The sequence below is a fragment of the Actinomycetospora sp. C-140 genome (assembly GCF_054796175.1).
Map to the genome: position 1 here is coordinate 107,735 of NZ_JBTWNF010000017.1, position 13,613 is coordinate 121,347.

A 13,613-nucleotide genomic window follows, 5' to 3' on the forward strand; every position below is an offset into this window, starting at 1 on the left:
GTCAGGGACGGGCCTGGACGGTCTGGTGCGTCGACTCGGTCACCGGGCCGGCGGGCGCGTCGAGCCCGCTCGCCGGGGCGACACCGCTGTCCTCCTTGTGGAACCGGCCGTCCTTCATGATCGCGTGCAGCTTGTCGTGGTCCTGCAGGATCGTGATGTCCTCGAGCGGGTCGCCGTCGACGAGGATGAGGTCGGCGAGGTAGCCCGGCTGGACCTTCCCCAGCTCGTCGGGGCGCAGCATGATCTCGCCGCCCCAGGCCGTCGCGGAGATCAGGGCCTCCATCGGCGTGAAGCCGAGCCGCTCGACGAAGTGCTCGAGGTCGCGGGCGTAGGTGCCGTGCGGGGTCCAGGCGAACCCGTAGTCGCCGCCGGGCAGGAGCTTGATGCCGCGCCGGTGCATCTCGCGCAGCCCGTCCGTGGCCATCTCCAGTTCCTTCTTGTACCCGACGGCCTCGGCGGCCTCCTGCGGGAACCCGAAGGCCTCGGCCTCGTAGAGCGTCGCGATCAGCCAGTTGATGCCGGGGGCGACGAACACCCAGTCCTTGTTGGCCTCGAGCATGTCCATGCCCTCGGCGTCGGTGAACGAGGCGTGGTAGATGATGTCGACCTTGTTCCGCAGACACATCTTCACGCTCTCCGCGGAGCGGGCGTGGGCGCAGACGCGCTTGCCGCGGCGGTGGGCCTCGGTGACGGCGGCGAGGACCTCCTCGTCGGAGAAGTACGTGTCCTCCGCGCGCTGGGTGCCGGTGATCTCCTCGCCGGTCATCGACAGCTTGATCTGGTCGACGCCCAGGTCGATCAGCTGGCGCACCGCGAGGCGCATGCCCTCCGGCCCGTCGGCGAACTTCGTGATCGACTTGATCAGCGCGCCGCCCGTCACCGCGATCTCGGGGCCGTTGGCCAGGTAGCGCGGCCCGGGGATGCGGCCGGCGTTGATCGCGTCACGGCACACGACGTCGAGGCGCTCCTTCGCCGACGCGGCGCCGAGGCACATCGTGTAGCCGGAGTCGATGTACTTCTTCGCCGACTCCATCGAGAAGAGCAGGTGCTCCTCGACCGGCATCATCCCGAGGCCGTCGAGGTCCGCCGAGTTGTTCCAGCTGAAGTGGGTGTGCGCGTCGCACAGCCCGGACATCAGCGTGCGGCCCCGACCCTCGACGACCTGGGCGTGCAGTGCCCGGCTGTCGTCGACCGTGCCGACCGCGGCGATCCGGTCGTCCTCCACGAGCACGTCGCCCGGGTAGGGCTCGGCCCCGGTGGAGTCGAGGATCGAGACATCGCGGAACAGGACCTTGGTCATGACGATCTCCTCGTCAGCGAGGGTGGTGAGGGTCAGAAGAACTTCAGGAGGTGCTCGGTGACCTCGTGGGGCTTCTCGAGGGCGGTCCAGTGCCCGCAGTCGTCGAAGACGTCGACGACGGCCGAGCCGTGGGCGTCGGCGAGGGCCTGGGTGACGGCCGGGGCGCCGACGCCGTCGTCGGCGCCGGTGAGCAGGAGCAGGGGGAGCTCGCGTGAGATGGGGCCGGGGTCTCCTCCGCCGGCCAGGGCCTCGCACGAGCGGGCGTAGCCCTCCGGGTCCTGGCGCAGCACCAGCTCGCGCACCGCCGCGGCCGTGCCGGGGTGGTCGCGGCGCGTGGCCTCGGCGGTCGCGTTGGTCATGACGGCGGTCGCGACGTCGGGGAGCCCGCCCGCGCGCACCTTGGCCGCCCGGTCGTGCTGGCCCTGCTGCCCGGCCTCGGGCAGCGGCGCCGGGACCGCGCCGAGCAGGGCGAGGTGGGAGACGAGCTCGGGGCGCCGGGCCGCCAGGCTCCGCACGGTGATCGTGCCCATCGAGTGGCCGACGACCCGCGCCGGTCCGGCGTCGAGGGCCTCGAGCAGTGCGGCGAGGTCGTTCGCGAACCCCTCGATCGACAGCGTGCCGGTGGCCGGGGAGCGTCCGGAGCCCTCCATGTCGGGCCGGATGACGGTGAACCGCTCCGCCAGGGCCGCGACCTGCGGCTGGAAGAACGTCGACGTGCCGCCCAGGCCGTGCACGAGCAGCACCGCCGGGCCGTCGCCGTCGACCTCGACGGCCAGTTCCTTGCCGTTGACCTGCACGGGTCAGCTACCTCCAGGGTTCGTCAGCGGACGGTGTTGCGGATGGCGCCGAGGCCGGTGATCGCGCACTCGACGATGTCGCCGGGGCGCAGGAAGCGGGGCGGGTCGAAGCCGATGCCGACGCCGGCGGGGGTCCCGGTCGCGATGACGTCGCCGGGCAGCAGGGTCATCCCCGCGGAGATCACGCGGATCAGCTCCGGGACGTCGAAGATCAGGTCGGCGACGGGCGCCTTCTGGCGCGGCTCGCCGTTGACGGTGGAGCTGACCTCCAGCGCGCCGAGGTCGTCGATCTCGTCCTTGCTCACCGCCCAGGGGCCCATCGGGGCGTGGGTGTCGAGGGACTTCCCGAGCAGCCACTGCTTGTGGTCGCGCTGGACGTCGCGGGCGGTGACGTCGTCGACGATCGTGTAGCCCCAGACGTGGTCCATCGCGTCGTCGTAGGGGATGCCGCGCCCGCCGCGTCCGATGATCACGGCGAGCTCGGCCTCGTAGTCGAGCTCGGCGGTGAGGCCGGCGTGGGCCTCGATGTCGTCGAAGGGGCCCGTGACGCTGGTGGTCGCCTTGGTGAAGACGATCGGCTTGTCGGGCAGGTCCTCCGAGCGCTGCGGGGTGTCGTAGCCGGACCGCCCGAACTCCGCGACGTGCTCGCGGTAGTTCTTGCCGACCGCGAACAGGTCGCGGCGCGGTGCGGGGAAGGGTGCGCGCAGCCGCGGGTCGTCGACGACGGGCAGGTCGGTCGCCGCGGCGAGGCGGGGGGCGAGGCGCTCCCAGTCCTCGATCACCGCGAGCAACGACGACGCGCCCACCACCGGCGTCAGGTCGCGCACCGTCGTCTCGTCGTCGTCCAGTCGGCCGACCGCCTCGCGACCGTCGGTCACGAACGTCACGAGCTTCACGGCGAGCCTCCAACCAATCGTTACCAATACCGTCGTGTGGTGTCCCACATCGCCGGTGCTCCGACCGTAGGGGCCATCCGGAGCGACGCCAAGGCTTCACAGCCCTCCGTATTGGTCTAGTATTGGTCGCCATGGAGGCGCGGGTGGTGACGCGGCTGCGCGACCTGCTGGAGGGCGGGATCGCCGACGGATCGCTCGGCACGGGGGCGAAGATCCCCACCGAGCGGGCGCTCAGCGACACCCTCCAGGCGTCGCGGACCGCGGTGCGTGCGGCGCTCGCCGAGCTCGAGCGCGAGGGCCGGATCACCCGGCACGTGGGGCGGGGCACGTTCCTCGCCGAGCTGGAGGGCGACCCCGACGCGCCCGCCCGCGCGCGCACCCCGTTGCAGACCAGCCCGGCCGAGATCATGGCGACGCGTCTCGTGCTCGAGCCCGAGATCGCGGCGCTCGCGGCCCGCCACGCGACCCAGGCCGACATCGAGCACGTGCAGCACTGCCTGCGCCGCGGGGACGCGACGGCGACGTACGAGGAGTTCGAGGCCTGGGACTCCGCGCTGCACCGGGCCATCGCCACGGCCGCGCACAACGGCCTGCTGCTGCGGCTGTTCGACACGATGAACGCGGCCCGCGACCTGCCGGTGTGGGGCAGCATCAAGCGCCGTTCAGCGTCGCCGGAGCGCCGGCGGGGCTACGAGCGCTGCCACGGCGAGATCGTCGCCGCGCTCGTCGAGCGCGACCCCGATGCCGCGCGCGACCACATGCGCCGCCACCTCGTCGACGTCCGCACGAACCTGCTGGGCGCGCCCTGACCGGGCATCCTGCGCGCATGACCTCTGCCGCGTCGCTCACCGCCGACGCCGAGAGCGCCGACGCCGTCGTCGTCGGCGCCGGTCACAACGGGCTGGTCGCGGCGAACCTGCTGGCCGATCGCGGCTGGTCGGTGCGGGTCCTGGAGGCCTCCGACGCCCCGGGCGGCGCCGTGCGCACCGAGGAGATCACCGCGCCGGGCTTCCGCAGCGACCTCGGCAGCGCGTTCCACCCGATGGGCTACGTCTCGCCGGTCCTGGGAGGGCTCGACCTCGGCGCGTACGGGCTGACGTGGCGGCACGCCCCGGCACCGCTGGCGCACGTCCTGCCCGACGACCGCGGCGTGCTGCTCTCTCGCGACGTCGACGTCACCGCCGCCTCGGTCGACCGTTTCGCCCCGGGCGACGGGGAGGCGTGGCGCCGGTTGGCGGCCGAGTGGCAGCGGCTGCGGGACCCGCTGATGGCCGCCTTCCTCGGGCCGTTCCCGCCGGTGCGCGACGCGGCGCGGGTGCTGCGGACCCTCGGCGCCCCGGACGCGCTGCGGCTGGCGCGGCGGATGCTGCTTCCCGCGACCCGCTTCGGCGAGGAGGAGTTCGCCGGCGAGGGCGCGCGGGTGCTGATCGCCGGCAACGCCCTGCACACCGATCTCGCCGTCACCCAGACCGCCAGCACCGCGTTCGGCTGGCTGCTCTCGATGCTCGCCCAGGACGTCGGGTTCCCGGTGCCTTCGGGCGGGGCCCGGTCGCTGACCGACGCGCTGGTGGCCCGCCTCGCCGCGCGCGGCGGCGTCGTCGACTGCCGCCGGCCCGTCACCCGCGTCCTGGTCGAGAACGGCCGGGCGGTCGGGGTGGTGGACGCGGCGGGCGGCCTCGTCCGGGCCCGGCGGGCGGTGCTCGCCGACGTGCCCGCGCCGCTGCTCTACGGCGACCTCGTGGGGCACGAGCACGTGCCGGCGCGCCTCGTCGACGACCTCGCCCGCTTCGACTGGGACGACGCGATCCTCAAGGTCGACTGGGCGCTGTCGTCGCCGATCCCGTGGACCGCCCCCGAGCCGCGGGAGGCCGGGACGATCCACCTCGGGGGCGACACCGCAGGGTTGATCGACTTCGGTGCCGACCTCGCGGCGGGCCGTCTCCCGCGCGACCCCTTCATGCTCCTGGGGCAGATGACGCTGTCGGACCCGTCGCGGTCGCCGGCGGGCACGGAGTCGGTCTGGGCCTACACGCACCTGCCGCACGGACGGGCGCACACCGAGGACGAGCTGGCCGAGCAGGTGCGGCGGATGACCGCGGTGATCGAGCGGCACGCGCCGGGTTTCGACTCCCGCGTCGTGGCCCGGGCCGTCTCGCGGCCCACCGACCTGCAGGCGCGGAACCCCTCGCTGGTGCGCGGCGCGCTCATGGCCGGCAGCGCGCAGCTGCACCAGATGCTCGTCTTCCGGCCCACGCCGGGACTCGGCAGGCCGGACACCCCCGTCGAGCGCCTCTTCCTCTCCGGGGCGACCGCGCACCCCGCCGGGGCGGTGCACGGTGCGCCGGGGGCGAACGCGGCGCGGGCCGCCCTCGCGGCCGCCGGTCGGCTCGGGCCCGTGTACGCGGCGGGGATGCGGGCGGGGCGCCGGCTGGTCTACGGGGCGGCCGACTCGCGCGGGAGCGTCCGCGCCGGCAGGTAGTCGCCGATCAGCTCGCGGTGCCACCAGTCGCCGGTCGCGCGGCGCTCCTGGCGCGTCGTGAAGCGGTAGCGGTAGAGCCGGGCGCGCACCCACGCCGGACGCTCCCCGCCGAACGGGTCGTGGCCGAGCAGGCGCAGTGTCGGGCGGTCGGCCTCGAGGAGCCGGTCGAGCAGGGCGGGCAGCCAGCCCCGCGCCATCCGGGGTGCGATCGGCGCGAACCACATCAGCCAGTCCAGGCGCCGGTGGTACGGCGCCACCTGGGGCGGGCGGCGCGACGGGTCGCCCGGCTTGGCGCGGAACGCGTACTCGCGCCAGGGGGCGTCGTCGGAGCCCTCGGGATCGTCGGTGCCCTCCAGCACGACCTCCTCCCGCTCGCGCGTCACCGAGCCGAAGGCGCCGTAGCTGTTGCCGAGGTGCACCGGCGTGATGCCCGCGTTCATCAGCTGGCGACCGCTCGCCATGTTGAGCACCGGCCAGACCGAGAGGGTGATCATCAGGGCGGTCAGGGCGAGGACGAGGACGGCGAACCAGAGCGGGAGGGGGCCCGCCGGGGCCGTGCTCGGCGGGATCACCAGACCGAAGGCGCGGTCGTCGACCGCGGCGAAGGCCAGCGAGATCGTCAGGAAGTTCAGCCAGGCGAAGTTCCCGCTGCTGACCAGCCAGCCCTGGGTGACGACGACGACCACGGCCGCGATCGAGGCGACCGGCTGGGGCAGGAACAGCAGGAACGGGACGGCGAGCTGGGTGACGTGGTTGGCGAGCACCTCGACGCGGTGCAGCGGACGCGGCAGGTGGTGGAAGAACCAGCTCGTCGGCCCGGGCAGCGGCTGGGTCTCGTGGTGGTAGTCGAGGCAGGTGAGGTCCCGCCAGCAGGGGTCGCCGCGCATCTTGATCAGGCCTGCCCCGAACTCGACGCGGAAGAGCAGCCACACCAGGAGCCAGAGGACCGGGGCGGGCGGTGCCGTGCTCGCCGGGCCCAGGAACGTCACGAGGAACCCGGCCTCGAGCAGCAGCGACTCCCAGCCGAAGCCGTACCAGACCTGCCCGACGTTGACGATCGACAGGTAGAGCACCCAGAGCACGGCCCACAGGGCGATCCCGGCGCCGAGGGGGAGCACGTCGGTGGCGCCGGCGAGGGCGGCGAGGGCGAGGACGAGGCCGGTCCCGGCGACGACGCGGAAGATCACGTCGGAGTAGCGCAGGCGGAAGAGGCTCGGGTGCCGGCGCGCCGTCGTCGCGGCGAGGAACCGCGGGATCGGGGTGAGGCCGCGCTCGCCGATCAGCGGCGCGAACTGGGCCAGCGCGACGGTGAAGGCGATGGCGTACGTCAGTGCGACGAGGTGCTGGACCACCCACCGGGCGGCCGTGTAGTCGGGCGCCGCGAGCCAGTCGAGCACGGGTGCCTCCTGCGTCGGGACGGCGAACCCGACAGGTACCCGCTACGCCGACCGGACGATGCGCCGCGAGTGATCGAAGTACCGATACGGACGCTCAGTGTCTGCGACGGCACTTCGCTGACACCTACGCGAGCGCGGCGGCGACGATCGCGTCGGCGTCGATGTGGTGGTGGGCCCAGGAGTCGAGGAGGTCCGAGGAGCGGCCGAAGTCGGTGACGCCGAGGTGGGCGGCGCGGACGCCGTGGACCTGGGCCAGGAACGCGAGCGTGTGCGGGTGGCCGTCGAGCACCGTCACGAGCTTCGCCGCGCGGTCGGCGGGGAAGGCGGCGTCGAGGACCCAGGTCGGGGCGCTCTCCGTGGACCCGGTCGCGGCGGTGCGGGCGCGCAGGGCGCGGAACACGCGGTCGGGGCTCGTGAGCACGACGACGTCGGCGGCGACGCCCTGGGCGTCGAGGCGCTCGGCGGCCGCGAGGGCCTGGCCGACCAGCGCGCCGACGACCGCGATCGTCACGTCCGGGGTGCGGGCGGCGCGACGCAGGAGGTAGGCGCCCGCGGTGACCTGGCGCCGGCGCTCGGCGCGGGCGGCCGGGTCGGACGGCACGGCGGCGAGGCTCTGGTCGACGGGGACGGTGGACAGGCGCAGGTAGGTCGACGAGCCGCCGGCGCGCCCCAGACGCCCCAGGCCGTCGAGCAGGCACCAGCCGACCTCGACGCCGAAGGCGGGCTCGAACGCCACGCAGCCCGGCTGCTCGAGGCCGATCGACGGCGTGGTGATCGACTGGTGCGCGCCGCCCTCGGGCGCCAGCGAGACCCCGGACGGCGTGCCGACCAGGATCGACTGCCCGCCCGCGTACATCCCGAACGCCCAGGGCTCGAGAGCACGCGAGACGAAGGGGTCGTAGAGCACCCCGATCGGCAGCAGCGGCTCGCCCCACCGCGACCACGTGGCACCGAGCTCGCCGAGCAGCCCGACGAGGTTGGTCTCGGCGATGCCCAGCTCGATGTGCTGGCCGCTGGGCAGCTCGTGCCAGTGCAGGATCGTCTCGGCGTCGTCGGCGAACCAGTCACGGCGCTCGTGCGCCGACCACGACCCGACCTTGTTGAGCCAGCCGCCGAGGTTGGTCGACGACGTGACGTCGGGGCTGACCGTCACCACCCGGCGCGCGGCCTCGGGCGCGGTGCGGGTCAGGTCGAGCAGCGCGCGCCCCAGCGCCTGCTGGGTGTGGCCGGTGCCGGAGGGGGTGCGGTCGAGGTCGTCGGGGATCGCCGGCGGCGCCGCGAGCGACACCGGCCGCCGGCGCAGGCGCTCCGCGGTGGTCCGGCACAGGTCGGCCGCGGGGCCGTCGGGCAGCGGCGCCCAGGGGTCGTCGAGGTCGGTGCCCAGGCCCGTCGCCAGCGCGCGCATCTGGGTCTCGGTGAGCAGGCTGGAGTGGTTCTGCGGGTGGCCCTGCGTCGCGAGGCCGTAGCCCTTCACGGTGTAGGCGAAGATCACCGTCGGGCGGGTGTCGTCGATGGCGTCGTAGGCGTCGGCCAGGGCGCCGAGGTCGTGGCCGCCGAGGTTCCGGATCGCGGCGTGCACCGCGCCGTCGTCGACACCCGCGAGCAGCGCGGCGATCGCCTCCGCGTCCGGGCCGTCGCCGGGGAGACGTTCGCGCAGCTGCAGCGGCGTGCAGCGCAGCAGGCGCTGGTACTCGGGGTTGGTCATCTCGTCGATGCGCCGGCGCAGCGCGTCGCCGCCGGGCTTCGCGTAGAGCTCGGCGAGCAGCCGGCCGTACTTCACGGTGATGACCTGCCACCCCGCGGCAGAGAACAGCCCGAGCAGGCGGGTCGCGGAGATCTCGGGGACGACGCGGTCGAGCGACTGGCGGTTGAAGTCGACGATCCAGCAGACCTCGCCGAGCTCGCGGACCACCGGGTCGAGCACGGCCTCCCACACCGCGCCCTCGTCGAGCTCGGCGTCGCCGACCAGCGAGAACTGCCGTCCGGAGCCTGCGTGCCCCCCGAGCCCGTCGGCGTAGCGGCGCGCGATCGTGCCCCAGATCGGGGCGGTCGCCCCGATGCCGACCGAGCCGGTCGAGTAGTCGACCGGGTCGGGGTCCTTCGACCGCGAGGGGTAGGCCTGCAGCCCGCCGGCCTCGCGCAGGGTCGTCAGGTACGGCGCGTCGAGCTCGCCGAGCAGGTAGTTGATCGCGTGCAGCACCGGCGAGGCGTGCGGCTTGACCGACACCCGGTCCTCGGGGCGCAGCGTGTGGAACCACAGCGCCGTCATGATCGTGACGATCGACGCCGACGACGCCTGGTGGCCGCCGACCTTGAGCCCGCTCGGGTTCGGCCGCACCCGGTTGGCGTGGTCGATGATCGCGGAGGCGAGCCAGAGCACCCGGTCCTCCACGGCCTGCAACGCCTCGCGCTCGGGATGCTGGTCCGCGATCGGGGCGGGGGCGGGACGCGTCGATGTCATCTCGGGCCTCCGGGTCTCACATTGACGCCCGAAGCGTTCGTCATGGCGCTGGAGTGCGCAAGCGAAGCGTCGGGCGCTGAGCACTATGGTCACGTCCACGGGCCCGGCGTCGTGGGGAGTGAGCAGGATGGAACCCGTCGACGCGGTCGACGCCCGGCTGCTCGCGGCCCTCGGCGAGGAGCCCCGCGCCACGGTCGTCGCCCTGGCCGAGCGCCTCGGTCTGGCTCGCAACACCGTCCAGGCCCGCCTGACCCGGCTCGAGGAGCGCGGCGTGCTCGGCGACTTCGCCCGGCGCATCGACCCCGCGGCGCTCGGCCACCCGTTGCGCGCCTACGTCACCACGCGCGTCGACCAGCGCCGGCTCGCCGAGGTGACCGAGGCGCTCGCCCGCATCCCCGAGGTCGTCGAGGTGGTCGGGCTCGCCGGCGACGACGACCTGCTCGTCCAGGTCGTGGCCCGTGACGCCGACGCGCTCTACACGATCGCCGGGAGCCTGCTCGCCGTCCCGGGCGTCGAACGGACCTCCACCGCGCTCGTCATGCGCCAGCTCGTCCCGTTCCGCCTCGACCCGCTCCTGGAGCGCCGGGCCCGTACGTGAGCGAACTTTGGTGCCATAGCACCAAAGTTCGCTCACGTAGGCCGGTCAGCCCAGCGTGAAGGGGTCGCGGGTGCCGCCGGTGAGCTCGACCCACACCGACTTGTTCTCCAGGTACGCGTCGATCGCGTGGATGCCGTTCTCGCGGCCGATGCCGGAGGCCTTGAAGCCGCCGAAGGGCACGCTGGGCGCCACGACGCGGTAGGCGTTGATCCAGATCGAGCCGGCCTTGATCTTCGCCGCGACGCGATGGGCGCGGTGCACGTCCTTGGTCCACACGGCGCCGGCCAGGCCGTAGGGGGTGTCGTTGGCGAGCTTGATCGCCTCGTCCTCGTCGGTGAACGTCACCGCGGCGAGGACGGGGCCGAACACCTCCTCGCGGAACACCGTGTCGGTGGGCTTCACCGACAGCACGGTCGGCTTGACGAAGTAGCCGCCCAGCGAGTCCTCCGACGACCCGCCGTACTCGACCGTGGCGCCCTCGGCGCGTGCCGTCTCCAGGTAGCCGACGACCTTGTCGTACTGCATCTTGTTGGCCACCGGCCCCATCTCGGTGGCCTCGCCGAACGGATCGCCGAGCTGGATCTGGGAGGCCCGCTCGGCCACGAGACGCACGAGCTCGTCGTGGACGTCGGCGTGCACGATCAGCCGCGAGCCGGCCATGCACGTCTGCCCGGTCGCGGCGAACACCCCGGCGACCAGCCCGTTCGCGGCCGCCTGCAGGTCGGCGTCGGCGAACACGACCTGCGGGGACTTGCCGCCGAGCTCGAGGGTGGCGGGGTTGAGGTTCTCCGCGGCGGACGCGGCGACCTTGCGCCCGGTCGCCGTCGAGCCGGTGAACGCGACCTTGTCGACGCCGGGGTGCGCCGCCAGGTGGGCGCCGACGGCGCCGGAGTTCGCGGTGACGACGTTGACCACGCCGTCGGGGATGCCGGCCTGGGCGATCAGCTCGGCGAACCCGAGCGTCGAGCCCGGCGCGTGCTCCGACGGCTTGATCACCACGGTGCAGCCGGCGGCCAGCGCCGGAGCGACCTTCCAGCTCATCAGCAGCAGCGGCGAGTTCCAGGGCGTGATCGCCGCGACCACCCCGACCGGCTCGCGGCGCGTGTAGACGAGGTAGTTCGGGTTCGGCGAGGGGATCTGCTGGCCCTCGATCTTGTCCGCGAGCCCGGCGAAGTAGTGGTACCAGCCGCCCAGTCCGTTGAGCTGCCCGAGCATCTCGCGGTAGAGCTTGCCGGAGTCGTTGACCTCCAGGCGCGCCAGCCGCTCGGCGTTCGCGCTGATCAGGTCGGCGAGCCGGCGCAGGCACCCGGCGCGGGCGAAGCCCGTCATCTGGCCCCACTCGCCGTCGAGCGCCGCCCGCGCGGCGTTCACGGCGGCGTCGACGTCCTCGTCACCGCCGTCGGGGATCGACGCCCACGACTGCCCGGTGTAGGGGTTCTCGGACTCGAAGGTCCTCCCCGAGATCGCGCCGGTCGGCTTGCCGCCGATCAGCATGGACAGCTGCTCGAGCTCGCTCACGAAATCTGCTCCCGTTCGGGTCGTCAGGAAGGGAAGGTGCCGGCGCGCGGCAGTAGCGCCGGCACCGTGTAGCCGAGCTGGTCGGACAGGAAGCCCGCGATGGGCAGCAGGGCGTCCAGGTCGAGGCCGGTGGGGTGGCCCATCCGGTCGAGCAGGTAGACGAGGTCCTCGGTGGCGATGTTGCCCGTGGCGGCCGGAGCGAACGGGCAGCCGCCGATGCCCCCGTTGGAGGAGTCGAGCCAGTCGACGCCCCACTCGAGCGCGGTGACGGCGTTGGCGAATCCGGTGTTGCGGGTGTTGTGGAAGTGCGCGCGCATCAGCGCGTCCGGGGCGACCGCGCGGACGCCGTCGAGCAGCGTGCGGACCTGGGTGGGCACGCCCACCCCGATCGTGTCCGCGATCGCGATCTCCTTCGCGCCGGCCGCGGCGCCCCGGCGGGCGACCTCGACCACCCGGTCCGGGTCCACCTCGCCGTCGAACGGGCAGCCGAACGACGTCGCGATCGTCAGCGACGCGAACAGGTCGCGGCCGGCGGCCTCGGCGAGCACCTCCTCGGCGACGGCGGTGAGCGCCTCGGTGGTGGAGTTCTGGTTGGCCTTCGCGAACCCGTCCGAGGCCGGCACGACGACGTTGATCTCGTCGACGCCCACCTGGACCGCGCGGTCGTAGCCGCGGCGGTTGAGCACGAGCCCGATGTAGGACACCCCCTTCGCCCGGTGGAGGCCCTCCATCACCGCCTCGGCGTCCGCCATCGCCGGCACGAGCTTCGGGTGCACGAACGACACGGCCTCGATGCGCCGCGCGCCGGCGGCGGTGGCCCGCTCGATGAGCTCGATCTTCGCGCCCGTCTCCAGCAGCGCCCGTTCGTTCTGCAGCCCGTCGCGCGGGCTGACCTCCACGATCCCGACCACGGGGTCGATCCTGCCCCTCAGCCCCGGACGGCGGCCACCGTCTCGGCGTGATCACGCATGGTCGCCGCGGGGTCCTCGCCGCGCTGGCGGCCCATGCCGCAGTACATGGCGACACCGAAGTCGGCGAGGTGACGCGAGGCCGTCGTGTGGCGACGTCGCAGGCCGTCGATGCCGTCGAGCGGCAGGACGATGCCCAGGAAGACCCGCGAGTCGGGGGCGTCGAGGTCCGCGAGCGGCGCGAAGAACGCGTCCTCCTCGCTGCGCAGGTAGCGGGGACCCGCGAGGTGGATCCAGTCCACCGGACGGCCGGCGTGGGCCACGGCGTGGTTGGCCATCCGCACGATCAGCCCCATGTCGCGCGCCTCGTACATGGGCCACTCGGGGAAGGTCCCGTAGCAGAGGTGCAGACCCATGAGGACGTCCTCGGGAACGTGCGGGGCGAGGCGCGACCACGGCCCGGCGAAGCGCTCCCAGGGGTCGCCCTCGGTCCAGTGGATCACCCGCTCGAGGTCCTGGGTCTCGTAGGCCAGGTCCCACTGGACCGCGAGGTCCGCCGCCGGGACCACCGTGAGCAGCTCGTCGAGCGACCGCATCCAGAGGTCCTCGAGCGCCGGGCCGACGATCGCCCAGTCACGGGCGTAGTGGTCCTTGAAGGCGCCGGTGAAGACGCTCGAGGGGAAGGGCAGACCGACCTGGAAACGCAGGTGGGCGGGGATCACGCCCTCGTCGCGCAGGGCGGTGAACCGCTCGTACGACGCGAGCGTCTCCGTGAGCCGCGGCCACGTGTCGAAGCGCAGCCGCTCGACACCGTCGGCGACGGTGAGCCGCGCGGTGTCGTAGGCGTGCCGGGCGCGGCCGGTGGGGGACGGCGACGGGGCGATGACCCGGATGTCCGGGTGCGGCTCGAGCAGCGTGGTGCGGTCGTAGCCGACCCAGGCGCCGCGCGGTCCGGATTCCCCGTCGGGCAGGGCGGCGACGTGGTCGGCGAACAGCGCCGCACCGGCCCGGAACCCCTCGTCGGTCGAGTCCACGGGCAGGCTCCCGACGAGGAGCAGGTCGCTGTCCACGCGGCGCGTCATGGCCGGTCTCTCCTTCGGTCGTGATCGGCGGTTCCGTGCTCGGGGCGGGGGTGCGTCCGCGCGCCGGCGCCCGTCGGGCAGCATGGTCCCGCCGTCCCGGGCTGTCATCCCGGTGGCCTGATCACCCGTCGGGGAGACGGGTGTTCCGCAGATCGCACCGCGCGTGCTGTGACGCCC

Annotated in this window: 11 protein-coding genes; 3 read left to right on the forward strand and 8 right to left on the reverse strand. The window is 73.6% G+C overall.

What is annotated here, in order from left to right:
• Position 1 precedes the first annotated feature (1 nt).
• The 3 genes from ACR9E3_RS25020 to ACR9E3_RS25030 are packed head-to-tail and all read right to left on the reverse strand — an operon-like array spanning position 2 to position 2,993.
• Complete coding sequence (locus ACR9E3_RS25020; protein WP_460383390.1) at positions 2-1,300, reverse strand: metal-dependent hydrolase family protein; 1,299 nt, start codon at positions 1,298-1,300, stop codon at positions 2-4.
• A 32-nt stretch (positions 1,301-1,332) separates the two neighbouring features.
• On the reverse strand, positions 1,333-2,097 hold the full coding sequence (locus tag ACR9E3_RS25025) for an alpha/beta fold hydrolase (RefSeq protein ID WP_460383391.1): 765 nt from the start codon (positions 2,095-2,097) through the stop codon (positions 1,333-1,335).
• Positions 2,098-2,120: 23 nt separating this feature from the next.
• Complete coding sequence (locus tag ACR9E3_RS25030; protein WP_460383392.1) at positions 2,121-2,993, reverse strand: fumarylacetoacetate hydrolase family protein; 873 nt, start codon at positions 2,991-2,993, stop codon at positions 2,121-2,123.
• Positions 2,994-3,124: 131 nt separating this feature from the next.
• On the opposite strand from ACR9E3_RS25030, the gene ACR9E3_RS25035 reads away from it, so the two are divergent.
• Both ACR9E3_RS25035 and ACR9E3_RS25040 read left to right on the forward strand, forming a co-directional pair.
• On the forward strand, positions 3,125-3,802 hold the full coding sequence (locus ACR9E3_RS25035; protein WP_460383394.1) for a FadR/GntR family transcriptional regulator: 678 nt from the start codon (positions 3,125-3,127) through the stop codon (positions 3,800-3,802).
• Positions 3,803-3,819: 17 nt separating this feature from the next.
• On the forward strand, positions 3,820-5,472 hold the full coding sequence (locus tag ACR9E3_RS25040; RefSeq protein ID WP_460383395.1) for a phytoene desaturase family protein: 1,653 nt from the start codon (positions 3,820-3,822) through the stop codon (positions 5,470-5,472).
• On the opposite strand, the gene ACR9E3_RS25045 is transcribed toward ACR9E3_RS25040, so the two are convergent.
• A complete protein-coding gene (locus tag ACR9E3_RS25045; protein ID WP_460383396.1) occupies positions 5,427-6,869 on the reverse strand; it encodes a lipase maturation factor family protein in 1,443 nt (480 codons plus the stop codon). The genes ACR9E3_RS25040 and ACR9E3_RS25045 overlap by 46 nt on opposite strands.
• Before the next feature lie 124 nt (positions 6,870-6,993).
• Positions 6,994-9,330 carry a transketolase-like TK C-terminal-containing protein gene (locus ACR9E3_RS25050; protein WP_460383397.1) on the reverse strand — a complete coding sequence of 779 codons (2,337 nt, stop codon included), beginning with the start codon at positions 9,328-9,330 and terminating at the stop codon, positions 6,994-6,996.
• A gap of 127 nt (positions 9,331-9,457) precedes the next feature.
• On the opposite strand from ACR9E3_RS25050, the gene ACR9E3_RS25055 reads away from it, so the two are divergent.
• Positions 9,458-9,928, forward strand: a complete 471-nt coding sequence (locus ACR9E3_RS25055; protein ID WP_460383399.1) for an Lrp/AsnC family transcriptional regulator — start codon at positions 9,458-9,460, stop codon at positions 9,926-9,928.
• Between the two features lie 45 nt (positions 9,929-9,973).
• Here ACR9E3_RS25055 and ACR9E3_RS25060 read toward each other — a convergent pair whose 3' ends face one another.
• From ACR9E3_RS25060 to ACR9E3_RS25070, 3 genes are read right to left on the reverse strand one after another with little or no spacing between them, the layout of a single operon-like run.
• The gene (locus ACR9E3_RS25060; protein WP_460383400.1) at positions 9,974-11,446 is read right to left on the reverse strand and encodes an aldehyde dehydrogenase; all 1,473 of its coding nucleotides are present in this window, start codon (positions 11,444-11,446) and stop codon (positions 9,974-9,976) included.
• Positions 11,447-11,469: 23 nt separating this feature from the next.
• Positions 11,470-12,357, reverse strand: coding sequence for a hydroxymethylglutaryl-CoA lyase (locus ACR9E3_RS25065; protein WP_460383401.1), 888 nt, complete (start codon positions 12,355-12,357; stop codon positions 11,470-11,472).
• Positions 12,358-12,374: 17 nt separating this feature from the next.
• Positions 12,375-13,436: a hypothetical protein gene (locus ACR9E3_RS25070; RefSeq protein ID WP_460383403.1), complete on the reverse strand. Its 1,062-nt coding sequence runs from the start codon at positions 13,434-13,436 to the stop codon at positions 12,375-12,377.
• Positions 13,437-13,613 lie beyond the last annotated feature (177 nt).